The organism is Paenirhizobium daejeonense, from assembly GCF_014280875.1.
Lineage (GTDB): Bacteria > Pseudomonadota > Alphaproteobacteria > Rhizobiales > Rhizobiaceae > Allorhizobium > Allorhizobium daejeonense.
Map to the genome: position 1 here is coordinate 634,984 of NZ_JACLAL010000001.1, position 23,323 is coordinate 658,306.

The window sequence follows — 23,323 nt, forward strand, 5'->3', positions numbered from 1 at the left end:
CTCAGGCCTCCTCCGAGGCGCTTGTCGGAAAACTGAGGCCACTCCAGACGGGCAATGCAAGCGCAACGGGAACGTCGGCTGCAGAGATGGCGGCATCGGCGCTCATTGCTTCGCCGGCGCGGTCGATGCGCACGATGGCGAGGCCGCGATTGCCCGTTACGGTGCCGAGTGCGCCGATCGGTTTGCCCTGCGCGGTGAGTTCCGTTCCCGTCGGTGGCAGGCTTTCTTCCGCCGTGACGATCACCACGCGGCGGCGGGCGGTGCCACGATGCTGCATGCGCGACACCACTTCCTGTCCGACATAACAGCCCTTCTTGAAGGAGACGCCACCCGAAAGATCGAGCAGGATGTCATGCGGGAAGGCTTCCTGAAGGGCGTAATCACGGCCTGATTCCACAACGCCGGAGAGAACCCGCAGCGCATCGTAACCGGCCGTATTGTGTGCGCCGTGCTCGCCCGGCTGACGCTTCAGTGCCACCTCGGCGCGGGCAAAGCGGAAGTCGGAAACGCCTTCGCTGGCGATATCCTCACCCCATGAAACGGTTACGCCCGCTTGCGCTTCTGCCGCGATCACGACCGCAGCCCTGAGCTTGTACATGGAAAGACGCTTTATCAGGCCTTCCTGCTGGGAAGAGGCCGTCTCCAGAACGAAGGAGCTGTCTTCGCGCCAGATCAGGAAATCGAAGAGGATCTTGCCCTGCGGCGTCAGCAGGGCGCCCGGCCTTGCTTCACCGATCGGCATGGCTTCGATATCAGTGGTGATGAGGTTCTGAAGGAAGTGCTCGGCGTCCGCTCCGCTGACGCGGATGAGGGAGCGGTCTTGCAAGAAGGCGGCTGGCATCGTCGTCCCAATCCCGGTTGCTCGTTACCCGATGCTGTAGAGCATCGGGCTGCAAAAGGGAATCGTTTCGATTGGTCCCAATCGAAACGATCCACGGGAATGGCGCATGGGGAGCCGCAAGTGAGACGCAGAGCGTGGCTCTGCTTCTGTGGTCTGACGAAAAAAGCTTCCGTCTTTGCCCAAATTTCTCAGTCGCCGGCGGTGAAGAACTTCCACTTTCCATCGGGGGAAATGCCGACGCGGAAGAAGTTGTAGTTTCCCTGCTCCTGCATGTCAGCATAGTCGCCAGCAGTGACGATTCGGAGCAGCTCAACCTTTTCAGGCGGCGTCAGCGATGTCAGCGACTTCTCGGCAAAGTAGGGCCAGACATAGGCCTCTTCCGGCGTGCCGATATCGACATGGACAAAGCCGGTAGAGAGCACGTCAATGAGGATCGCCAGGATTTCGATCCCGTCGTCATCACCGGAAAGGCCCTTCAGCGTCGTGACCGGATCAGCCTCCTCGGCATCCATCAGGATCTCCGTCTGGTCGGGGCCGGGATTGAGGAAGGGGCGAAGCCGCTCGATGTCGCCGGATGCGGCAGCTTCGATCAGCTGTTCGCGCAGATGACGCACGGCTTCCGGCGCCTTGCTGATGTCGTAGATGACTTCCGGCGGCGGCTCTTCCGCCTCGGCAGCCTTGTCCTGCTGCGGCTTGTTGATCAGCGGATCGGGGGAGGGTATGCCCGGCAGCGCTTCGTCGGCGGGAGCTTCCGTTTCCGGCGTCTCTTCCGGCGAGGTCTGGTTTTCTTCGGGCTGCTCTTCGCTATGCGGGGCCGGCAGCTGCTTGATGTCGGAAAGTGCAAAGGCTGCATTTTCCCACAATGTCGCTGCCGAGAAAGCTGTCGACACGGCAATCATGGCCGCAAGGCCGTTACGCCTGAATCTACGTCCGATGTGCATCGTCCGTCCTTTGGTATTCTGTTACTGTACGCGCCGCTCGGGAGAAAATTCGCCGGCCAGCATGCGGGTCCGCAAGGCTTCGAGAATTGCCTCGGCGCCATCCTCGCCATGGATGCGGATAGTCTCGCGCATGGCCAGCGCAAAGGCGGCATCCGCGATGATCTCCGGTTCGATGCCGTCGGCCATGCCGTCGGCCCAGGCCTCGTTCTGATATTCCAGCGCAGCCTGCATCTTCTCGTGTACGATCATGTCGTCGATTTCGTTGCGGCGCGGTTCCATGGGCTTACTCTAGTCCTTACTCAGCTGTTAACAACTTTAGCAGCCTTTTGCCGAAACGACACGGCTGCAAGGCAAAACAGGTTAATTTATCGTTAATTTCCGAAGCGGGAGGCAATTTCAACAGCGAGTGTTGCGCCTTCGTTACGGTAATTCTCTTCCGCGGTCGCCGCTGCCGGGGTGCAGGTGGTGTAAACCGAGGCAAAAGAGCGGTAACCTCGGTTGTAGGCCGCGATCATTCGCGCCTTGCGCTTCGGTTCGTTCGCCGTCTCCGAATCGATAAGTTTTTGGATGGCATCGCGCCATTCCGGTTCGCCACCGGCGACACAGAGATTGCGCAGGTAATGAACCGCGCCCATTATCTCGGAGAGCCGGGCAAGACGATCGTCGTAAGGCGCCGGTTTTTCTTCCGGTGCAACCGTCTCGACTGGCGCATTCTTCGCAGCCTTGTCCTGTGCCCTTGTTGGCAAGGCCGCACAGCCGATGGCGGCGGCAGTCAGCAGCCCGCAGACGAGAGCCTTGAAGCGGAGTCGACCGCGCTCGCGCTGAAAATGCAGGTCGAAACTGTCTGCGCAAGCAAGGCGGGCCTTCATCATGCGTGCGTCTCCGGTGCTTTCGCAAGTCTTTCCACGCAGGCACGGACACTTGGCGGAACGGGCAAGGCATAGATCTCTTCCGGCAGGAACCATCCGGCCTCCGCGGCGTCGCTGTCGGCGCGCACCACCGTCTCCGTGTCGGCATCGAGACGGAAGACGGATAGAAGGAAGTGGCTACCGGCCACGCCTTCTTCCGGCAGGAGCTCAACCTCCTCGAAAAGCCTGGGATTGCTGCCCAGAATGCCGGTTTCTTCGAGAAGTTCGCGAATGGCCGTCTCTGCCGGCGTCTCGCCCGGTTCGGCTCTGCCACCTGGAAAGGCGTAGAGATCAGCCGCCGGCGGGTTCATCCGTTTGACCAGCAGAAAGCGGCCGTCACGTTCGACGATGGCGGATGAGGCGAGGCGGGGTTGGCTGTATGTCTGCATGAGGTCTCTGAAAATGGGCCGCTGGCGATCCGGATTCGTCGACGCGGTGTTTTGGGGCGAATATCGGGTTATTCGCTCGCAACCGCAAGGGAATTGCTGCTCAGCCGCGTTGGCCTCTGCTTGACCGCCCGGATGCCGGCTGGCATGGATCCATCCATGTGCGGACGCTTTTCACTAACGGTAACGCCGGATGAGGTGCGGGAGACTTTCGGGCTCGTGGAGCTTGAGGGCTTTCCGGCCCGCTACAACATTGCGCCGACTCAGCCGATCCTGGTCGTCGTCTCCAGCGACAGGCGCGAACCGGGCAGTAACCTGCCGGAGCGCCAGGCCGTTCTTGTGCGGTGGGGTTTTCTGCCGGGGTGGGTCAAAGATCCGCGCGACTTTCCTCTGCTCATCAATGCCCGGTCGGAAACCGCCATCGGCAAGGCCTCGTTTCGCGCCGCGATGCGCCATCGCCGCGTGCTTGTGCCTGCTTCGGGTTTCTACGAATGGCACCGTCCCGATAAAGAAAGCGGTGAGGCGTCGCAGGCCTATTGGATCCGTCCGCGGCATGGCCGGATCGTCGCTTTCGCGGGATTGATGGAAACCTGGTCTTCCGCCGATGGTTCGGAGGTGGATACCGGCGCTATCCTGACGGTATCAGCCAATCGCACGATCGGTCGTATTCACGACCGGATGCCGGTCGTCATCAAGCCGGAGGATTATACCCGCTGGCTCGATTGCAAATCGGGCGAACCACGCGACGTCGCGGATCTCATGGTGCCGGCGGAGGAGGATTTCTTCGAGGCCGTGCCTGTCTCCAACCTCGTCAACAAGGTTGCCAACACCGGTCCTGAGATCCAGGAACCGGTTGGCAATAGCCTTCCGCCGGCGAAAGCGCCGGTCGGTAAGACGGATGGCGGTCAGCTCAGTCTATTCTGAGCTTGTTCAGGCGATCTGCTTGGCAGGCTTGCGCTTCAACATCAGCGCGGCTGCCAATACAGCCTTCAATCCGAGAGGCCTGTAATGGGAGGCAAGATTATTGCTTGCCGGCTTCCCCTCGGCGGAATTCTTCTTCTGCATGTCATGCTCCTGTGGGTGTTTCCTGGCGTCGTCGTCTTTTTATTTTTCGCTCTGTCTGAGCAGATCATGACAAAAACGTGACGCTTTCCATGACGCAAATCAAATTTAGTCAATATCGACCATAATCCGCGATCAAGCGGTGCGGCGAAAGCGTAGGGGCACCCCGAAAGAGATGAAGACAGGAGGCCAGAGCGGCTCAGAGACCGCGGTCGATCTCGGTCAACCCGTTCTCGTGTCCCTCTTCTCCGATGGTCAGCGTGCCGTAGCGACGACGCCAGGTGCGTGCGCCGAAGGGCAGCGAGAGGAGATAGGCGAGCACGGTGAACGACAGAACTTCGAAGGTGAAGCTCATGAGCAGGGCGACATAAAGAACGACACCGAGAATCATCGGCAACACGAGATCGCGACGGATGCGGCTCGTTTCCGACTTGCCGGACCAGACCGGCAGGCGGCTGACCAGCAGATAACCGATCAGGACCGTATAAAGCGATCCCGCATAGGCGACAGGTGCCGTCGGCGGCACGCCAAGAAATCCGAGATACACCGGCAGCAGCACCAGCATGGCCCCTGCAGGTGCCGGCACGCCGACGAAATATTCCGATTGCCAGGGAGCCTTGGTCTCGCGATCCGCCATGACATTGAAGCGGGCGAGCCTCAGGCCGGCGGCAATCGCATAGAGCAGGGCAGCGATCCAGCCGAGCGAGCGGGCCTGATCTAGGATGAAGGCATAGAGCACAAGCGCAGGGGCAACGCCGAAGTTGACGATATCGGCCAGCGAATCCATCTGGGCGCCGAACTTGGACGTCGCCTTCATCATGCGGGCGATCCGCCCGTCGATCCCGTCGAGGAATGCCGCAGCCAGCACCATCATCACCGCCAGTTCGTAACGGTTTTCGAAGGCGAGCCGAATGCCGGTCAGGCCGGCGCAGATGGCCAACACGGTGATCAGGTTAGGAACGACCAGCCGTAACGGGATCTCCCGAAGCCTTGGGCCCCGCGAACCGTCATCCTTGGCTGTGCCTTCGGGCTGCTGCTGTGCTGTCTGCATTTTGCCTTGCTCCCGCGACGCGCTCAGCTTCGACGGCTGACGACCGGACCTTTGGAGGAGCCGAATTCGGCAATCACGGTTTCCCCCGCAATGGCCGTCTGGCCAAGGGAAACGCGCGGCTCGGCACCTGCCGGAAGGAACACGTCGAGGCGCGAACCGAAACGGATCAGGCCGAAACGTTCGCCGGCATCCAGCGGTTCGTTGGTATGGGTCCAGCAGACGATGCGGCGTGCGACGAGGCCGGCGATCTGCACAACGCCGATTTCACCATGGGTGCTTTCGATCACGATGCCGTTACGCTCGTTTTCCTGGCTGGCCTTGTCGAGTTCGGCGTTGAGGAAGCTGCCTTCGCGATAGGCGACGTTGATGACGCGGCCACGCACCGGAGCACGATTCACATGGCAGTTGAACACATTCATAAAGATCGAGATGCGCAGCATCGGATCGCTGCCGAGGCCAAGCTCTTCCGGCGGTGCGACCATCTGGATGGCCGATACGCGGCCGTCGGCCGGGCTGATGACCAGATCGTCGTCCTGCGGGGTGACGCGTTCGGGATCTCGGAAGAAGTAGGCGCACCAGAGCGTCAGAACAAAACCGATCCAAAAGAGCGGTTCGAAGATCCAGCCAAGAATGAGGGATGCCACGAAGAATGCGGCAACGAAGGGATAGCCTTCCTTGTGCACCGGCACGATGGACTTACGAATGCTATCGAACAGATCCATGATTACCTCGCGTCGTTGCTGTTTCGGGTCTTGAAGTCCATACCCACGCGCTTGAAGCAAGGGTAGGAACTTCTAATTGGTGGCTGCTGACTAACCCGAAAGCGCTTCCGGGGCAATGCTTGCGGCCTTCAAAGGCTGTTTACGCGACATTCGGTCCCCTACGTGAGAAGTGCCGGATATTCCATGCTGCGCCGCCGCAAAATTGAAGATTCGTGCACCTTCCGTCAACGATTACCCGCTAAAAATGGTGGGTATGCATTGCAGGCCGTGAAGTGCGGAGCCTTCTTTCCCGCGCAATAAACTGGACGAACGAGTGCGTAGGGCTGGAAAGACTTCTGACGACGATAAACAATGGCATAGCGAGCGCAGCGATTTGCTCTGGATCGCTGGCCCCGAGCGTTCTGTTCCGACTGCCTTGCTTAAGGCCGGTGTGATCGCAAGGCAGGAGCCAGGAAGGATTGCTGGTCCCGCCGTGGTATTCTTCCCCCTTGCCCGGGAAAGCCTAGGTGTCGGTATCCGGGATCTGCGCCGCACCCTCGGTGAAAGTGCCTACCTTGTCGCTGTCGTTGAGGAGAAGCTTGGCCCTGACTGGTTCGAGCGCGCTCTCGATCTGGGTGCGGACGATGTATTGACGGATATCGACGAGGCCGAGGTTGCCCGCTGTCTGTCTCGCGCCCGCAAAGGGCTTGAGCGGGTGCGGCGGGTTGAAGACGAGGTGGGCCAAGTCACCCTTGAACGCGACTATCTTCAAGCTTGCATCGATCATCTGCCGACGCCGATCTTTTTCAAGAATGTGGAAGGCATATATGTCGGTTGCAATGGCGCCTTCGCTGAATATCTGGGGCGACCGCTCGAGACGATTCTCGGGGCATCCGTCTATGATATCGCTCCTCCGGAGATCGCGAGGCGTTACCAGGCTGCCGACGACGCGCTGTTCGATAGCGGCGGGGCGCAGGTCTACGAAAGCAAGGTCTGCCATTCCAACGGCGACATGCGATTTGTCGAATTCCAGAAGGCGGTCATCAAGAGCAGGAATCAGGGCGTTTACGGCATCGCCGGAGCGATCCTCGACATTACCGATCGCAAGCGCCTGGAGATGCAGCTGATCGACGCCGCCGAGCGCGATCCCCTGACCAATGCCTATAATCGTCGCAAGTTCTTCCAGCTTGCCGAAGATGTCAGCGAATGGGCGCGGAATGGGCCAAGGCCGGTCTCTGTGGCCGTCATCGACGTCGACCAGTTCAAACTTATCAACGACCGTCTCGGTCATTCTGAGGGGGACAACGTGCTTTGCACGGTTTCGCAAGTGCTGGAAGCGACCAGCGGTGAGGACAATATCGTTGCCCGCGCCGGCGGCGAGGAGTTCTATGCGCTGTTTCCGGGAGTATCTCTCAAGGCTGCTGCGACGATAGCAGACGAAATGCGCCGCGAGGTCGAGCGTTTCTGTCGGGTCGATGGACTGTCGGCGGTCGCCGGAACTGTCAGCGTCGGTCTAGCCCAGTTCGATCCGAAGTCTGAAAGTCTCGATGACGCGCTGAAACGTGCCGATTCCGCCCTTTATCTCGCCAAGCGCGAGGGCAGAAACTGCCTCCGCTTAGCCCTCTGACGCGCCGTATTGGCAGCCATCAGTTTGCCGGCGCCTTGCGCACCACCACGCCGAATTCGTCGCTCTCGCGTACCTGCCTGAGATGTTCTTCCGCCTGTGTCGCTTCGCGCTGGCGGTTCCACATCGAGGCGTAGAGCCCGTTCTTTTCCAGAAGTGCGGAATGCGTTCCGCGTTCGGCGATCTCTCCGCCCTTCAGGACGATGATCTCGTCCGCTCCGACTACCGTCGAGAGGCGATGCGCGATGACCAGCGTCGTGCGGTTTCTTGAAACGATGTCGAGGGCCGCCTGAATCTCGTGCTCGGTGGTGGTGTCGAGTGCCGAGGTCGCCTCATCGAGAATCAGGATCGGGGGCGCCTTCAGCACCGTGCGGGCAATCGCCACGCGCTGCTTCTCTCCGCCGGAAAGCTTCAGTCCGCGCTCGCCGACCATTGTCTGGAAGCCATCCGGCAGATCGCTGATGAAATGGCTGATTTGCGCGACATCCGCAGCCTGTACGATTTCCGCATCGGTCGCGCTGGGTCGTCCGTAGCGAATGTTATAGGCGATGCTATCGTTGAACAGCACGGTATCCTGCGGAACCATGCCGATCACCTTGCGCAGGCTCTGCTGGGTGACGTCACGCACATCCTGGCCGTCGATGGTGATCGAACCCTGCTGAATATCGTAGAAACGATAGAGCAGACGCGAGATGGTAGACTTGCCCGCGCCGGAGGGACCGACCACGGCAACCGTTTTGCCGGCCGGCACCTCGAAGGAAATGCCCTTGAGGATCGGACGCTGCGGGTCGTAGGCGAAGTGGACATCCTTGAACGCGATGCTGCCCTGAGCAATTGCAAGCGCCGGTGCGCCGGGCTTGTCGTTCACTTCCGCTTGAACTTCGAGGAGGTCGAACATCTGTTCGATGTCGGTGAGACCCTGCCGGATCTCGCGGTAAACAAAGCCGATGAAGTTGAGCGGAATCGAAAGCTGCATCAGCATCGCGTTGATGAAGACGAAATCGCCGATGGTCTGCTCGCCGCGCTGCACCGCGAGTGCAGACATAACCATCATGACGGCCGTGCCGAGGCCGAAGATCACACCCTGGCCGAAGTTGAGCCAGCCGAGCGAGGTCCAGACTTCGGTCGCGGCTTTTTCATAACGCGCCATCGACCCGTCGAATCGTTTGGCCTCCATCTCCTCGTTGCCGAAATACTTGACGGTCTCGAAGTTCAGGAGCGAGTCGATTGCCTTGGTGTTGGCGTCGGTATCGCTGTCGTTCATCGCGCGACGAATGTTGATGCGCCAGTCGCTGGCCTTGATTGTGAACCAGATATAGGCCCAGACGGTAATGGCCGTCACTGCCAGATACGAGAAGCCGTAGCCCCACCAGAAGATCACTGCCGTCAGCAGGAATTCGATGAGCGTCGGAACGGAATTGAGAATGGTGAAGCGTACGATCGTTTCGATGCCCTTGGTGCCGCGCTCGATGATGCGCGAAAGGCCGCCGGTCTTGCGCTCCAGATGGAAACGCAGGGAAAGACGGTGCATGTGAACGAAGGTCTTGTAGGCGAGCTGGCGCACCGCATACTGCCCTACGCTGGCAAATAGCGCGTCACGCAGCTGGTTGAGGCCGACCTGGGCAATGCGGACGACGTTATATGCGATGACGAGCACCACCGCGCCAAGCAGGAAGGCGGGAAGCAGCCCGACCATGTCGAGCTTGCCGTTAAGCGCATCCGTTGCCCACTTGAAGAAATAGGGGACGAGGATCAATACGAATTTGGAGACGATCAGGAAAACGGTTGCCCAGACGACCCGCATTTTGAGATCGCGCCGGTCGGCGGGCCACATGTAGGGCCACAGATTGACCAGCGTCTCCATCGGGTTGCTGCTGTCGGCAGAAACCGTCTTCTTTCTGTCAGCCATGAATACCGGCCCTGTTCTTGCGCAAAATCATAAAAGGCGGCAGACCTGTTCGGCCCGCCGCCCCTCGGCAAATAGGGTCTAGCCCCAGCTATTGCAATGGGCGTTTTTTGATCGTCAGTTCAGCTTTTCGCCATGCAGTCTCTTGCGATGCAGTTCTTCCGCATTCGGTAATGCCTCGTCCGGCACGGAAAAAATCTGGCCCGGTTCGATCTTGTCCGGATTGGCGATCTGCTTGGCGTTCGCCAGATAGATCGTGGTGTAACGGACGCCCTGACCATAGACGCGGCGCGAAATCTGCCACAGCGTATCTCCGCGCCGGATGATGACGCTGTTGCGGCTTTCCTGCAGCGGAGCCTGTGTGATCGTCTTCGGTTCGGCGGTCGCAGTTTCCGTCGTGCCCTGCCTTGAAGGGCTCTGCTCCTGAACGGCAACGGCAGGCGCGGGCGCTGCAGGGGCCAGGATCGCGTCAATCAGGCTGGCAAGCTTGGGCACGGCGGCGCCCATCGCCTGGACGTCGCCAGCCGGAACCGCACGCAGCGTAGAAAGCGCTGTCTTTGCGCCGCTTGTCGCTTGCGAGATGAAATCGATCAACGCCTGACCCGTTGAAGACGGCAGACGAAAGTCCGCAATAGACTGGAGGCCGATTTCCGTGGCGGAACGGGCGGCGGCCAGTTCCTCGATAGCGGGTGTCTTGCCGTCGGCGTAGAGACCCTTGAGGATAGCGAAAGCCTTGGAGAGCGCATCGCGCTGCTTTTCGAAGGAGACCTGTTCCAGTGGAACAAGGGCGCCTGCTTCGCCGGAGGCCTGAGCGACGACGGAGACCTGATCGCCGGCCGGGCGGTCGAACGGTACGGAGGCCTTCACCTTGACGTTGCCGTTCTCATCCAGCAGTTCGACGGTAATGATATGGCTGCCGACCGGCAGGTCGATGGTGCCCTCGACCACGAAATGGCCGGTTGCGTCGGTCTTGGTTTCTCCTATCCGCGTTTCGTCCGCCATCGCACGCACGGTGCTTGCTGCGGGCGCTTCACCGGCCACGAAGATGCGCTTGCCTTCGATCTCAACGGCGCTGACCTGGATTTCAGCCTTTACGGCCGGGGCAGTCGGTGTCGCGGCATCGTTGGGCTCTGCCACAGCAGTTTCCGCTGCAACCCGGCTTTGCTTGGTCTCGGAATTCACCGTTTCCGGCAGGGTAATCATGCGGCTTGCTTCGCCGGGTTTGGTGACCATGGCAAGCAGCTTGCCGTCAGCCGAGTTGGGGACGGAGACCGTGGCCATCTCTTCTGAAGTGGCGGTCTTTCCGTCCTTGCCGGTGACGCGTAGCGCCAGCACGTGATCGCCGGGCGGAAGCGGCTGGTCCAGCACGGCCACGAAATCGCCGTTCGGTTCGACCTGCACCGAGGTAACAGTCTTGTCGCCGCTGACGATGTCGAGCTTGGCGCCGGGCTCTGCACTGCCGGCAATCACCGTCGAGCCATCGGGCTCGACGCGCAGAACGTCGAAGCGTGGCAGCATCGAGGCGCTTTGGTCGGCAGGTGCCGCCGGAGTGGCTGCTGCAGGTGCCTCCGTTGCCGGTGCGGCCGGAGCCATCGTGCCCTTGAGGGCGTGCTCGATCGGTCCCAAAAGGGTGCCGGCTGCGGACGGATCCTGCGGCAGCGCTTCAAGGAGCGCCAGAGCCTTGGCGGCATTGTCGCGAGCACTCTTCAGCGTATCGATTGCGGTTGTGTCGGGCAATTGCGGGATTTCAAGCGCCGACAGCGCCGAAAGTGCACTTCGAGCGGCCGTCTTCGCCGAGGTGAATGCCTCGATCGCCGGTGTCTTGCCGTCGGCAAACAGGGCCGATAGGCCTTGTACGGCGGTCGTCGCATCTGCCTTCAGGCGATCCATCTTCTCGGCTGCGGCCTTGCCGGCTTCGGCAAGCGTCGTTTCCGCCTTCGCTGCCGTATCCTTGGTTGTGTCGGCGGCTGTCGTCGTCGGCTTCTCGGCTTCCTTGCCGGTCTCGGAAATCCGCGGCAACACGAAGAACACCATCAGCAGAGTCGCCACGCCCAGCACCAACAAAGCGACCCATCCGGTGCGGTTTTTCATCATTCTTTCTCTCCGGGCGGATAAACCGCCATGACCCCAAGGAAATTGCTAGCGTTATCTGTCCGTTTTCACAAGCGTTCTCAAGGGATTCCGGGTTTCCGCACACCGCTTTCAGTCTATTTTGTTGACCTCATGGTCCCTGCATAGTTTTTTGGGGCATGACCGAAAACAAATTTCCGATTCGATCCGTCTGCGTCTACTGCGGCTCACAGCCCGGACGCGATCCCGCTTACATTGAAGCCGGCCGTGCGCTTGGCCGTTCCATTGCCACGCATGGGATGCGTCTCGTCTATGGCGGCGGCACCAAGGGCATCATGGGGGCGGTTGCAAGTGGCGTTCTCTCTAACGGCGGCAAGGTGACCGGCATCATCCCGGAATTCCTTATCGACATGGAGGCGACACGCCATTCCCTCGGTCAGCTCGATGACCTGATTATCACGCCGGACATGCATGCGCGCAAGCATGCGATGTTCGAGCGCGCCGATGCCTTCGTGACGCTTCCGGGTGGCATTGGCACGCTTGAGGAAATCGTAGAGATCATGACTTGGGCCCAGCTCGGACGCCATGAAAAACCGATGGTCTTCGTCAACGTCAACGGCTTCTGGGACCCCATGCTGGAACTCATCCGTCACATGCGCGACCAGGGCTTCATCCACACCGGCCACCGCGTTCAGCCGCTCGTCATCGCAGATGTCGAGGAGGTTGTGCCGACGATCCTCGACCGGCTCGATGCTGCCGCCAATACCGGCGGCGCCGGCGAAGTGATTTCCAAACTTTAAGGTGAGGCCGGCGCTTCAGCGCCGGCGATAATCCCGGATCATCGGCAGCGAATAGAGTACGAGCGCAGCCCAGATCAACGGGAACGCGATCGTGCGTGCCGCGCCCAGCGGTTCCTTGAACACGAAGACGGCAATCAGGAAGATCATTGTCGGCGCGATGTACTGCATGATGCCGATGGTCGAGAGCCTGAGAAGCTTCGCGCCGTTCGCATAGATGATCAGCGGGCAGGCGGTGACAAAACCGCTCGAAAGCAAAAGCAGCGTGTCGGTTGAGCTGGTCGTGAAGAAATGGCTCTGGCCGGACAACCCGAGATAGACCATGTAGCCGAGCGCAGGGAGGCTGAGCAGCAGCACTTCCAGCAGAAAGCCCTGATTGGGACCAACTGGCAGCGTCTTGCGGAAGAAAGCATAGAAGCCCCAGGTCACCGTCAGTCCGAGCGACACCCAGGGAAGCGACCCTGCCTCGATGGTCAGGATCGCCACTGCGATGGCGGCGAGTGCGATGGCCGCGATCTGCGCGGGTTTGAGTTTCTCTTTTAGCATCACAGCTCCGAGAAACACAGAGAACAGTGGGTTGATGAAATAGCCGAGCGCGGTGTCGAGCGCGCGGCCGGCGCCGATCGCCCAGACGTAGAGGCCCCAGTTGATACTGATCAGTGTCGCGGTCAGCGCTGCCATCATAATGATGCGCGGCGAGCGAAGGGCCACTTTCAGATCGTCTGTCCGCCGGAGGATGAGCAGCACGCCGGCAGCGATCGGAACCGACCAGATAATCCGGTGCGCGATCACCTCCGTTGGTGGGATGTGGGCGACGGCCTTCATGAACAGGGGCAGGAAGCCCCAGATGACATAGGCCGTCAGCGCGAAGGCAAAGCCTCGCGCGCTATCTTCATTCTTCATTGCCGGAGCAACTGGGTCCGTCATGGTATTTCCGCCCGAGTTTTTCTTTTTGACCCACCCGGTTACCTGAAGGTTTGCGAATGAACAAATTCATTCCGGTGAACAATGGCTGATTGCATCTGAACCACCGCTGCGGCAGGCTGTCGGGTAGGGCGATGGGGCATTGTTGACGAGGCAGGAGATGCTGCAGGGTTCAACCGTGGAACAACGGCGTCATTACGCGATACGGATGCTGGAAAAGGCCGGCGTTTCGTCGGACGCCGCCTTGCTTCGTGCCTTCACCCAAGTTCCCCGCGAGGATTTCGTCGGGCCACCGCCCTGGATGGTCTCCAACCAGGGCGGCTATGGTGAAGCGCCATCCAATGATGTCGCCCTTCTCTATGATGACGTGTTGATAGCCCTCGATGCGCCGCGCGGCGTCAACAATGGCAGCCCGTCGCTGCATGCTCTGGGAATTCACGCCCTTGCGCCGAAGCCAGGCGAACGGATCTTTCACATTGGCGCTGGCACGGGCTATTACAGCGCCATCCTCGCCGAGCTCGTCGGTGCCGCCGGGCACGTCAGGGCGATCGAATATGACGATGAACTTGCCGGCCGCGCCGAGGCCTGCCTGAGAGGGCGGGAGAATGTCGAGGTTGTCAGAGGAAACGGGCTGGAATGGCCGCGGGAGGACGTCGATATAGTCTATGTCAATTTCGCCGTCGATCAGCCTGCTGGCCCATGGATTGACCGGCTGAAACCCGGCGGCCGGCTACTCTTTCCGCTCGGTGTCCCGATTTTCGAGAAAAGGGATAAGGGACCGGTCTATTCCGGCATGGCTGGTTATCTCCTCATCCGTCGCGAGGAGGGGGGCTACGCCGCGCACTTCATCGAGAGCGTGTCCTTCATCTGGGCCGAAGGCGCGCAGTTTTCCGACTGGGCGAGCCACGCCCGGCTTCGCACCGCCTTCAGGGGTAATTGGCGCGCGGTGCGCAGCCTGCGCTGGCGCCAGCCGGAAGAGCCGGGAGAATGGTATTCCGAGGCCGACTGGGGGCTGTCGACCGATCCGCCCGGAGGAGCAGTGGGTGAAACCGTCAGCGTGGAAGGCGGGTAGCATCCGGGCTGGGATATAGCGGTGTCAGGATACCCGGCCATGCTCGGAGAGAAAATCCAGCATCACGCGGATGCGCGCCGGCAGATGCCCGCCCTGACCGACATAGACCGCATGAAAGGCCTCGATGCGGCGGGTTCGCGGGTCATCGAGCACCTGCACGAGACGTCCGGCGGCGATATCCTCGCGCACGGTGAAGGCGGCAAGCCGCGCAAGGCCGGTACCGCCGATTGCCAGATGCCGGAGCGCTTCGCCATCGCTGGCGCTGACGCGTCCAGCAACCGGAACGGAGACGATCCCGTCGCCCTGTGGAACATCCCAGTCCGAGAAGGCCCTGACATAGCCGAAGCCCAGCCGGCAATGATGTTCCAGATCGTTAGCCGTAACAGGAGTTCCGTGGCGTGCCAGATAGTCCGGGGACGCGACGATCATCAATTGGGTATCGCCGAGTTTGCGGGCAATGAGGCTGGAACTGGTCATCGGTCCGGCGCGGACAGCGATATCCGCCCGCTCGGCCAGAAGATCGACCACGAGGTCCGTCTGTACGATTTCCACGGAAATGCCGGGATAATCACAGAGAAAGCGTGACAGAATGCGGGAGAGTACATGGGTGCCGTAGGCGGCGCTGGTGTTGATGCGGATCAGCCCGCGCGGATTGTCGAGCGAGGCAGCGCTTCGCTCAGCCTCGTCCATGTCCGCGAGAATACGCACGGAACGCTCGTAGAAGGCGCGGCCTTCCGGCGTCAGCAGCAGCTTGCGGGTCGAGCGGTTGACGAGGCGGGTGCCAAGCCGGGTTTCCAGGCGGGCAACCAGCTTGCTCACTGCCGATGGCGTCATGCGGCTGACACGGGCGGCGGCGGAAAAGCCGCCACGCTCCACCACCTGCACGAAGACTTCCATCTCGCCGGACCTGTTGATGTCCTGTCTGGCCACTTTGTGAATTCATCTCATAGATATTGTTCTTCAAGGCAGACTATTTCACTGAAGCTCTCTTGTCTATCTGAAGGGCACTCGGCATCAGAAAGGATGATCCAATGCCTCTTGCCCTCTATGCACTGACAGCCGGAGCCTTTGGCATCGGTGTCACGGAATTCGTCATCATGGGATTGTTGATCGACGTGAGCCGCGATCTCGGCATTTCCATCGCGACCGCCGGCCTGCTGATCTCCGGCTATGCGCTCGGCGTCGTTGTCGGTGCGCCGGTTCTGACGGCCTTTTCCGGCCGGATGAAGCCCCGCACCACATTGCTCATGCTCATGGTGATTTTCACCATCGGAAACATCGCCTGTGCGCTCGCCCCGACCTTCGAGGCGCTGATGGTCGCCCGTCTGGTGACGGCGCTTGCTCACGGTACCTTCTTCGGCGTCGGCTCCGTCGTCGCCACCGGACTGGTTACGGAAGATCGTCGGGCCTCGGCCATCGCCGTCATGTTCACCGGCCTGACGGTCGCCAATATCGCCGGCGTTCCGTTCGGAACCTGGCTCGGACAGGAATATGGTTGGCGCATGACCTTCTGGGCCGTCGCCGTCGTCGGCGTCATCGCGGTCGCAGTCCTTGCCCTTTTCCTGCCCAATGAAGAAACCTCCGCCAACAAGCAGGAAGAAGCCGGCACGCTCTCGGTGCTCTTCAGCGAGCCGGTCGTGACCAGCCTTGCCATGACGGTACTGGGTTTCGCCGCGGTCTTCGCCGTCTTCACCTTCATTGCTCCGATCCTGACCCAGATCAGCGGCTTCAGCGAAGCGGCGGTTTCACCGATCCTGCTGCTCTTCGGCGGCGGACTGATCGTCGGCAACCTTCTCGGCGGTCGTCTGGCGGACCGTAATCTCGATCGCGCGCTTTTGCTCTCGCTTGGTGCCCTCGGCGTCGTTCTCATCGCCATGGAGTTCCTGATGGGAATCCAGCCGGTTGCTGCCGTCATGGTCGGCCTGCTCGGTGCGGCAGGTTTCGCAACGGTCGCCCCGCTTCAGCTTCGCATCCTGCAGAAGGCCGAAGGCGTGGGACAGGCGCTCGCATCCAGTCTTAACATTGCCGCCTTCAATCTCGGCAACGCCATCGGCGCCTGGGTCGGCGGGCTCTCCATCGACCACGGTCCGGGCCTTGCCCATCTGCCGCTCGTTGCCGCCGTCTTCCCGGCAGCAGGCTTGTTGCTGGCCGTCATTGCCATGCGCCGCGAAGCAAGGCGACCGGCTGCAGAACCGGCTCACGTCTGAAAGGGCGCGCGCCCTCTTTCTTCTCGTTTCCATCGATCCACAAGGAAAGGATAGTCATATGGAATATCGTCGTCTGGGAGCCTCGGGTCTCCGCGTTCCGGCCCTGAGCTTCGGCTGCGGCACCTTCGGCGGCTCCGGCCCGCTATTCGGTGCCTGGGGCAACTCCGATGCCGCCGAGGCCCGCCGTCTGGTGGATATCTGCCTCGATGCGGGCGTGAACCTCTTCGATACCGCGGACGTCTATTCCGCCGGCGCGTCGGAGGAAGTGCTCGGTCAGGCGATCAAGGGCCGGCGCGGCGAGGTGCTGATTTCCACCAAGACCGGCCTGCCGATGGGTGACGGTCCTGCAGAATGGGGCACGTCTTCCGCTCGCCTGGTGACCAGCGTCGATGGCGCTCTCCGCCGGCTCGGCACTGATTACATCGACCTGCTGCAGCTTCACGCCTTCGATGCCTCCACGCCGGTCGAAGAAGTGCTGTCGACGCTCGACCGTCTCGTGAATGCCGGCAAGGTCCGTTACGTCGGCGTCTCCAATTTCGCCGGCTGGCAGATCATGAAGTCGCTCGCTGCCGCCGACCGTCATGGCTGGCCGCGCTACGTGGCGAACCAGGTCTATTATTCGCTGGTCGGCCGCGACTACGAATGGGACCTGATGCCGCTTGGTCTCGATCAGGGCGTGGGCGCCATGGTCTGGAGCCCGCTCGGCTGGGGCCGTCTCACCGGCAAGATCCGCCGCGGCGCACCCCTCCCGGAAAAGAGCCGTCTGCACGAAACCGCGGCCTTCGGACCGCCGGTGGATGACGAGCGGCTCTATCGCGTCGTCGACGCTCTTGAGGCAATCGCCGGGGAAACCGGCAAGACCGTACCGCAGATCGCGCTGAACTGGCTCCTGTCGCGTCCGACCGTCTCATCGGTCATCATCGGCGCGCGCAATGAGGAGCAGTTGCGTCAGAACCTCGGCGCTGTCGGCTGGAGCCTGACGGCGGAGCAGATTGCGGTGCTCGATGCGGCAAGCGTCACCGACGCATCCTATCCGCATTTCCCCTACTTCCGGCAGGAGGGCTTTGCCCGCCTCAACCCGCCGGCCGTTTGACGCGTCCGTTACGGTCGCCGCCGATCATTCGGCGGCGATCTTTCCTGCAAGCTGCCGGTTCTTCATCAGCTTGTATACGACAGAATCCATCAGCGCCTGGAACGAGGCATCGATGATGTTTTCCGAAACGCCGACCGTCCACCAGCGCATGCCGGTATTATCGGTGGATTCGATCAGGACCCGGGTGATGGCCTCCGTGCCGCCATTGAGGATGCGCACCTTGAAGTCGACCAGTTCGAGATCGTCGATCTCGGTCTGATACTTGCCGAGATCCTTGCGCAGCGCGAGGTCGAGCGCGTTGACCGGGCCGTCGCCTTCCGCCACCGACATGACCCTGTTGCCGTCGATGGCGAGCTTTACGACCGCTTCGGAAATGGTCTTCAGATGACCGTTGGCGTCGAAGCGCCGCTCGACCATCACCCGGAAGCCTTCGACAGAAAAGAAACTCGGCACGGTGCCGAGCGTGCGGCGGGCGAGAAGCTCGAAGCTCGCATCGGCGCCCTCATAGGCATAGCCGGAGGCTTCTCGTTCCTTGACGATGGAGATGAGCTGATCGAGCTTCGGATCGTCCTTTTCAACGGCGATGCCGCGGCGTTTCAACTCGTTGATGAAATTGGCCTTCCCGCCCTGATCTGACACCATGACCTTGCGGAAGTTGCCGACGCTCTGCGGCTCGACATGCTCGTAGGTCTTCGGATCCTTGAGCAGGGCGGAGGCATGGATGCCGGCCTTGGTGGCGAAGGCGGACGCGCCGACATAGGGTGCCTGATGATCCGGGGAGCGGTTCAGCAGCTCGTCGAAGGAATGCGAGAGACGGGTCAGCTCCACTAGCTTTTCGGTATCGATCGCGGTGGTGAACCGCGACGCATAGGTTTCCTTCAGACAGAGCGTCGGGATGATCGTTACCAGATTTGCGTTGCCGCAGCGTTCGCCGATGCCGTTCAGCGTTCCCTGAATCTGCCGCACGCCGGCCTCGACGGCGGCAAGCGAATTGGCGACCGCCTGTCCGGTGTCGTTATGGGCATGGATGCCGAGCGAGGAGCCGGGCACGCCGGCCGCAATGACGGCGGCGATGATGTCGCGGATCTCGGGCGGCTGCGTTCCACCATTGGTGTCGCACAGCACCACCCAGCGGGCACCGGCATCATAGGCGGTGCGGGCGCAGGCGAGCGCATATTGCGGATTGGCCTTGTAGCCATCGAAGAAATGCTCGCAATCGACCATGGCGGTCTTGCCGGCCCCGATGGCCGCCTCGACGCTCTCGCGGATCGCATCGAGATTTTCCTCATTGGTGCAGCCGAGCGCCACCTTGACGTGGTAGTCCCAGCTCTTGGCGACGAAGCAGACGGCGTCGGCCTTCGCCTGCAGAAGCTGCGAGATGCCCGGATCGTTTGAGACCGAAACACCGGCGCGCTTGGTCATGCCGAAGGCGACGAAGCCGGCGCGCTCGGTGCGTTTCTTCGTAAAGAAGGCCGTGTCGGTCGGATTGGCGCCGGGATAGCCGCCTTCGACATAATCAAGCCCGAACTCATCCAGCATGGCCGCAATCGCAATCTTGTCCTCGACCGAAAAGTCGATGCCCGGTGTCTGTTGGCCATCGCGCAATGTCGTGTCGAAGAGATAGATTTTCTCGCGTGTCATGTGTTCGCCTCCCCAGGCAGTCGTCGTCTATTTCCCCCCTCTGGCTTGCCGGCCAAAGGGGGATTCCTTTGTTCAATCTTTCCCGGCAAACCTGTCGGTCGCGCGGATGAGCTGGTCGAGAATGCCGGGTTCCAGAAAGGCATGGCCGGCGCCTTCGATCAGATGGAAGTCCGCCTTCGGCCAGGCCTTGTGAAGCTGCCAGGCATATTTGGCCGGGCAGGGCATGTCGTAACGTCCATGGACGATGACGCCCGGAATATCCTGAAGCTTGTGGGCATCGCGCAGCAATTGGCCTTCCTCCATCCAGCCGGCATGGACGAAGAAGTGGTTCTCGATGCGCGCAAACGCGATCGCATAGTCGTCCTCGCCGAAATGGGCGGCATAATCCGGGTTTGGCAAAAGCGTGATGGTCGCGCCCTCCCACGTGCTCCAGGCGATCGCACATTCGAGCTGCTTCTTGCGGTCGCTGCCGGTAAGGTATTTGCGGTAGGCGCCCATCATGTCGTGGCGCTCGCCTTCCGGGATGGGGGCCTGGAACATCTCCCAGCGGTCCGGGAACATTTCCGACACGCCGAACTGGTAGTACCAGAGGAGCTCGGGCGTGGTCAGCGTATAGATGCCGCGCAGCACCAGTTCGGAAACCCGATCAGGATGGGTTTCGGCATAGGCGAGCCCCAGCGTCGAGCCCCAGGAGCCGCCGAACACCAGCCACTGGTCGACGCCGACCATCTCGCGCAGGCGCTCGATATCGGCCACCAGATGCCACGTGGTGTTGGCTTCCAGCGAGGCATGCGGGGTGGACTTGCCGCAACCGCGCTGGTCGAACAGCAGCAGGTCATAGACCGCCGGGTCGAAGAGGCGGCGCTGGGTCGGGCTCGATCCGCCACCCGGGCCACCATGCAGGAAGACGGCGGGCTTGCCGCCCTTCGTGCCGACGCGTTCCCAATAGATGGTGTGGCCGTCACCGACGTCGAGAAATCCGGTCTCGTAGGGTTCGATTTCGGGGTAGAAGCCGCGCAATTGGCTGGTCATCGATCAATCCTCTTCCGGCGGCCAGACCGCCGTATCATGGTCGGGATGCTGGTTTGAAACCACGGATGCGAAGAAGGCCTCCATCTCAGGCGTTTTCACGGCGGGCTTCTCGAAAAGGTGATCGATCCACGGCAGGCGCTTGTCATGGTTGACCTGTACCTGCGGCTCCAGCAGTTCCGGGTGATCGAAGGCGCCGATGGCAAGCTCGATGCCCTCTCCCGCATGGTAGGAAAGCGGGGTGCCGCATTTCTGGCAGAAGCCGCGCTTCACCTTGGCCGACGAACGGAAGAGGGTGGGTTGGCCGCGCGTCCATGTCAGATGCGCGTGGTCTGCTGTGACGAGCGCACCGAAAAAGCCGCCGAACGCCTTCTGGCACATGCGGCAATGGCAGATCGACGGCCGCCCCAGCTTTTCCGCCCGAAACCGCACCGCGCCACACTGGCATCCACCGGTAAATACGCCTTCCATGTTCTTCTCCTAGCGCAAGGCCACATAGGCGACGACGCCGATGGTGATGACGGCAACGAGCACACCCTTGCCGATCAGGCCGTAGAGCAGCCATTTCGGCATCTGGGTATTGGGGTTCTTCTCACTCATCGGGTTTCCTCCCTCGGCCAGTCGCCATCGGTGTCGTGGTCGGGATGCTGGTAGGAAACGATCTCCAGCACGAAGGGTGCGGCTTCCGCATCCTCTTCGGTGCGATGCCCCGGCAGTTCGTGCAGGTGATCGACGAAGCCGATCTTGCCTTCCGTCCCGAACTGTACGGTCGGCGGCAAAAGCGACGGATCGTCGAAAGCGCCGGCCGCGACCGCTATGCCGTCAGGGGCTTCATAGGTCAGTGGCGTGCCGCAATTCTCGCAGAAGCCGCGCAGCGCGAAGTTGGAGGAGCGGAAACGCTTCGGTTCGCCGCGGGTCCATTCGAGCTTCGCCCCGCGGGTGGAGACCAGCGGCGCGTAATAGGCGCCGAAAGCCTTCTGGCACATGCGACAATGGCAGATCGAGGAATCGGTGAGCGCCCCGGTGACGCGAAAACGCACCGCACCGCACTGACAGCCGCCGGTATAGGTCGGTTTTAATGCGGCGCTCATGGCTTCACTCCGGCTTCTGGCAGACGGCTTCGAGATTGTGCCCTTCCGGGTCGATGACGAAGGCGGCGTAATAGTTGGGGTGGTAATGTTCGCGGATGCCGGGCCTGCCGTTGTCCCGCCCACCTGCGGCAATCGCTGCGGCGTAGAAGGCATCGACCTCGGCGCGGGTCTCGGCTTTAAGTGCCATGTGCAGGGGAGGCGTGGTCTTCTCGGTGCCGACCAGCCAGAGGAACGGCTTGTGGCCGCCGAAACCAGCCATGTCGGCATAGCCGGTCATTTCCTTCGTCACCTGCATGACGACGGAGATGCCGAGCGGCGCACAGGCCTTTTCATAGAAGACCCTCATCGCCGGAAGGTCTTCCACATGCAGGGACATGTGGTCCATCATGCGTTCGCTCATCGCTTGACCTCCCATGTGGTGACCCGTTCTCCGGTCTCCTTGTCCTTGCCGTCCTTGAGCTGGATGCCCCGGGCGGCGAGGTCGTCGCGGATCTTGTCGGCCTCGGCGAAGTTCTTCGCCTTCAGCATTTCAAGCCGCATCTGGACGAGGGCCTCGACCGCGGCCGAGAGATCGTCGCTTACTTCGGCCTTCTTCGGCGTCACCCCGAGAAGTGCTGCGCTCGCCGCGAAAACGCCAAGCTTCGACGGGTCCGCATTGGCGGCCTGCGCAAGGGCATGCAGCGCCTGCACGGCCGAAACCGTGTTCAGGTCGTCGCCTAGCGCCTCGATGACGGTCGCATCCGGTGCGACATCGCCAACATCGGCAACAGGCCACTTGGCGAGCAGGCGTTCGGCTTCCTCCAGCCGCTTGACGGAAAAGTCGATCGGCTCGCGGTAATGGGTCATCAGCATGGCGAGCCTGAGCACTTCGCCCGGCCATTTGCGGCCACCGAATTTCTCAGTTGCCAGCAATTCGTGGATGGTGACGAAGTTGCCTTCCGACTTCGACATCTTGCGGCCTTCGACCTGCACGAAGCCGTTATGCATCCACACATTCGCCATGACATGGGTGCCGTGGGCGCAACGCGACTGGGCGATCTCGTTTTCATGGTGGGGGAAGATCAGGTCCAGCCCGCCGCCGTGAATGTCGAACACATCGCCGAGATAGCGACCGGACATGGCCGAGCATTCGATATGCCAGCCGGGACGGCCGTAGATCGCGACCTTGCCGCCGTCGATGGTGAAATCGGCTGGCCAGCCGGGCTCCGTCGCCGCAGACGCCTTCCAGAGAACGAAGTCGGCGGGGTTCTTCTTGTGGACCTCGACGGCAACGCGCGCGCCTGCCTGCTGATCCTCGAGCTTGCGCTTGGAAAGCTGGCCGTAGTCCGCCATCGACGTGGTGGAAAACAGCACTTCCTGGCCCTCGGAACCTGTCGCCACATAGGCGTGTCCTTTATCGAGGAGTTTCTGGATGATCTCGATCATCTGCGCGATATTGTCGGTCGCGCGCGGTTCCACATCCGGCGACAGGCAGCCGAGGGCCGCCACATCGGCGTGAAACTGGTCCTCGGTCTTTTCCGTAACCGCGCGGATCGCCTCGTTCAGCGGCAGGTTCGGATAGTCGCGCAGCGCACGCGCGTTGATCTTGTCGTCGACGTCCGTGATGTTGCGCACATAGGTGACGTGATCCTTGCCGTAGATGTGGCGCAGCAGCCGGTAGAGTACGTCGAAGACGATGACCGGGCGGGCATTGCCGATATGGGCGTAGTCATAGACGGTGGGGCCGCAGACATACATGCGGACATTGTTCCGATCGATCGGTACGAAATCGATCTTCTCGCGTGTCAGCGTGTTGTAAAGCTTGAGGCCTGCGGCCATGTCTGTCTCCCGGAATGCAATTGCCCGGCTGGACCGGAGCGTTTGTCATCTGGGACTTGAACAGGAGACGAAAACGGCCGGGCCAGCGTTTGCGCTAGCGAATAATAGTCCCGCAAATAATGCAGATGCTCGTTTTCATGCGCGGTGTTATGGCGCGGCTC

The 23,323-nt window shown here is 61.3% G+C and carries 24 protein-coding genes; 6 read left to right on the top strand and 18 right to left on the bottom strand.

All coding sequences use genetic code 11. The features are described 5' to 3' along the window. Nucleotide 1 precedes the first annotated feature (1 nt). From ygfZ to H4I99_RS03080, 5 genes are all read right to left on the bottom strand, one after another. Nucleotides 2-841, bottom strand: a complete 840-nt coding sequence (ygfZ, locus tag H4I99_RS03060; protein ID WP_163904469.1) for a CAF17-like 4Fe-4S cluster assembly/insertion protein YgfZ — start codon at nt 839-841, stop codon at nt 2-4. 188 nt (nt 842-1,029) lie between these two features. Further along, nucleotides 1,030-1,782 (bottom strand): hypothetical protein, encoded by a 753-nt coding sequence (locus H4I99_RS03065; RefSeq protein WP_163904470.1) that lies wholly within the window; start codon nt 1,780-1,782, stop codon nt 1,030-1,032. A gap of 21 nt (nt 1,783-1,803) precedes the next feature. Next, nucleotides 1,804-2,061: a hypothetical protein gene (locus H4I99_RS03070; protein ID WP_099057272.1), complete on the bottom strand. Its 258-nt coding sequence runs from the start codon at nt 2,059-2,061 to the stop codon at nt 1,804-1,806. Nucleotides 2,062-2,153: 92 nt separating this feature from the next. Further along, nucleotides 2,154-2,651 (bottom strand): TIGR02301 family protein, encoded by a 498-nt coding sequence (locus H4I99_RS03075; RefSeq protein ID WP_163906210.1) that lies wholly within the window; start codon nt 2,649-2,651, stop codon nt 2,154-2,156. Beyond that, the gene (locus tag H4I99_RS03080) at nt 2,651-3,079 is read right to left on the bottom strand and encodes an NUDIX hydrolase (protein WP_163904472.1); all 429 of its coding nucleotides are present in this window, start codon (nt 3,077-3,079) and stop codon (nt 2,651-2,653) included. The genes H4I99_RS03075 and H4I99_RS03080 overlap by 1 nt, the downstream gene beginning before the upstream one ends. Before the next feature lie 156 nt (nt 3,080-3,235). On the opposite strand from H4I99_RS03080, the gene H4I99_RS03085 reads away from it, so the two are divergent. Next, nucleotides 3,236-4,000, top strand: coding sequence for an SOS response-associated peptidase (locus tag H4I99_RS03085; RefSeq protein ID WP_163906212.1), 765 nt, complete (start codon nt 3,236-3,238; stop codon nt 3,998-4,000). A 6-nt stretch (nt 4,001-4,006) separates the two neighbouring features. Here H4I99_RS03085 and H4I99_RS24655 read toward each other — a convergent pair whose 3' ends face one another. The 3 genes from H4I99_RS24655 to H4I99_RS03095 form a co-directional block, all read right to left on the bottom strand. Continuing rightward, complete coding sequence (locus H4I99_RS24655; RefSeq protein ID WP_280513849.1) at nt 4,007-4,141, bottom strand: hypothetical protein; 135 nt, start codon at nt 4,139-4,141, stop codon at nt 4,007-4,009. Between the two features lie 196 nt (nt 4,142-4,337). Continuing rightward, nucleotides 4,338-5,189, bottom strand: coding sequence for a CDP-diacylglycerol--serine O-phosphatidyltransferase (gene pssA / locus H4I99_RS03090; protein WP_163904474.1), 852 nt, complete (start codon nt 5,187-5,189; stop codon nt 4,338-4,340). Nucleotides 5,190-5,212: 23 nt separating this feature from the next. After that, nucleotides 5,213-5,971 carry a phosphatidylserine decarboxylase gene (locus H4I99_RS03095; RefSeq protein WP_280513851.1) on the bottom strand — a complete coding sequence of 253 codons (759 nt, stop codon included), beginning with the start codon at nt 5,969-5,971 and terminating at the stop codon, nt 5,213-5,215. Between the two features lie 412 nt (nt 5,972-6,383). Between H4I99_RS03095 and H4I99_RS03100 the strand changes: the two genes are divergently transcribed. Then, nucleotides 6,384-7,517, top strand: coding sequence for a sensor domain-containing diguanylate cyclase (locus H4I99_RS03100; protein ID WP_163904476.1), 1,134 nt, complete (start codon nt 6,384-6,386; stop codon nt 7,515-7,517). 19 nt (nt 7,518-7,536) lie between these two features. Here the strand turns inward: H4I99_RS03100 and H4I99_RS03105 are convergent, their stop codons facing one another. Together H4I99_RS03105 and H4I99_RS03110 are read right to left on the bottom strand one after the other, a co-directional pair. After that, on the bottom strand, nt 7,537-9,423 hold the full coding sequence (locus tag H4I99_RS03105; protein ID WP_163904478.1) for an ABCB family ABC transporter ATP-binding protein/permease: 1,887 nt from the start codon (nt 9,421-9,423) through the stop codon (nt 7,537-7,539). 114 nt (nt 9,424-9,537) lie between these two features. Then, nucleotides 9,538-11,514: a LysM peptidoglycan-binding domain-containing protein gene (locus H4I99_RS03110; protein WP_163904480.1), complete on the bottom strand. Its 1,977-nt coding sequence runs from the start codon at nt 11,512-11,514 to the stop codon at nt 9,538-9,540. A 155-nt stretch (nt 11,515-11,669) separates the two neighbouring features. Between H4I99_RS03110 and H4I99_RS03115 the strand changes: the two genes are divergently transcribed. Beyond that, nucleotides 11,670-12,290, top strand: a complete 621-nt coding sequence (locus H4I99_RS03115; RefSeq protein ID WP_163904482.1) for an LOG family protein — start codon at nt 11,670-11,672, stop codon at nt 12,288-12,290. A gap of 15 nt (nt 12,291-12,305) precedes the next feature. On the opposite strand, the gene rarD is transcribed toward H4I99_RS03115, so the two are convergent. Further along, nucleotides 12,306-13,214, bottom strand: a complete 909-nt coding sequence (rarD, locus tag H4I99_RS03120) for an EamA family transporter RarD (RefSeq protein WP_163904484.1) — start codon at nt 13,212-13,214, stop codon at nt 12,306-12,308. Nucleotides 13,215-13,371: 157 nt separating this feature from the next. On the opposite strand from rarD, the gene H4I99_RS03125 reads away from it, so the two are divergent. Further along, the gene (locus H4I99_RS03125; RefSeq protein ID WP_163904486.1) at nt 13,372-14,283 is read left to right on the top strand and encodes a protein-L-isoaspartate O-methyltransferase family protein; all 912 of its coding nucleotides are present in this window, start codon (nt 13,372-13,374) and stop codon (nt 14,281-14,283) included. A gap of 24 nt (nt 14,284-14,307) precedes the next feature. Here the strand turns inward: H4I99_RS03125 and H4I99_RS03130 are convergent, their stop codons facing one another. Continuing rightward, a complete protein-coding gene (locus tag H4I99_RS03130) occupies nt 14,308-15,213 on the bottom strand; it encodes a LysR family transcriptional regulator (protein WP_163904488.1) in 906 nt (301 codons plus the stop codon). 101 nt (nt 15,214-15,314) lie between these two features. Between H4I99_RS03130 and H4I99_RS03135 the strand changes: the two genes are divergently transcribed. Together H4I99_RS03135 and H4I99_RS03140 are read left to right on the top strand one after the other, a co-directional pair. Then, nucleotides 15,315-16,490: an MFS transporter gene (locus tag H4I99_RS03135; protein ID WP_163904489.1), complete on the top strand. Its 1,176-nt coding sequence runs from the start codon at nt 15,315-15,317 to the stop codon at nt 16,488-16,490. 58 nt (nt 16,491-16,548) lie between these two features. Beyond that, nucleotides 16,549-17,583, top strand: coding sequence for an aldo/keto reductase (locus H4I99_RS03140; RefSeq protein ID WP_163904491.1), 1,035 nt, complete (start codon nt 16,549-16,551; stop codon nt 17,581-17,583). Between the two features lie 24 nt (nt 17,584-17,607). On the opposite strand, the gene cimA is transcribed toward H4I99_RS03140, so the two are convergent. The 6 genes from cimA to cysS all read right to left on the bottom strand — a co-directional run bounded on the left by cimA (nt 17,608) and on the right by cysS (nt 23,162). Next, the gene (gene cimA, locus H4I99_RS03145) at nt 17,608-19,224 is read right to left on the bottom strand and encodes a citramalate synthase (RefSeq protein WP_163904493.1); all 1,617 of its coding nucleotides are present in this window, start codon (nt 19,222-19,224) and stop codon (nt 17,608-17,610) included. A 72-nt stretch (nt 19,225-19,296) separates the two neighbouring features. After that, nucleotides 19,297-20,256, bottom strand: a complete 960-nt coding sequence (pip, locus tag H4I99_RS03150) for a prolyl aminopeptidase (RefSeq protein WP_163904495.1) — start codon at nt 20,254-20,256, stop codon at nt 19,297-19,299. 3 nt (nt 20,257-20,259) lie between these two features. Continuing rightward, nucleotides 20,260-20,724, bottom strand: a complete 465-nt coding sequence (locus H4I99_RS03155; protein WP_163904498.1) for a GFA family protein — start codon at nt 20,722-20,724, stop codon at nt 20,260-20,262. A gap of 125 nt (nt 20,725-20,849) precedes the next feature. Next, a complete protein-coding gene (locus H4I99_RS03160) occupies nt 20,850-21,344 on the bottom strand; it encodes a GFA family protein (protein ID WP_163904500.1) in 495 nt (164 codons plus the stop codon). Nucleotides 21,345-21,348: 4 nt separating this feature from the next. Continuing rightward, a complete protein-coding gene (locus H4I99_RS03165; protein WP_425314351.1) occupies nt 21,349-21,744 on the bottom strand; it encodes a VOC family protein in 396 nt (131 codons plus the stop codon). Beyond that, the gene (gene cysS, locus H4I99_RS03170) at nt 21,741-23,162 is read right to left on the bottom strand and encodes a cysteine--tRNA ligase (RefSeq protein ID WP_163904502.1); all 1,422 of its coding nucleotides are present in this window, start codon (nt 23,160-23,162) and stop codon (nt 21,741-21,743) included. Before cysS ends, H4I99_RS03165 begins: the two co-directional genes overlap by 4 nt. Between the last annotated feature and the right edge of the window lie 161 nt (nt 23,163-23,323).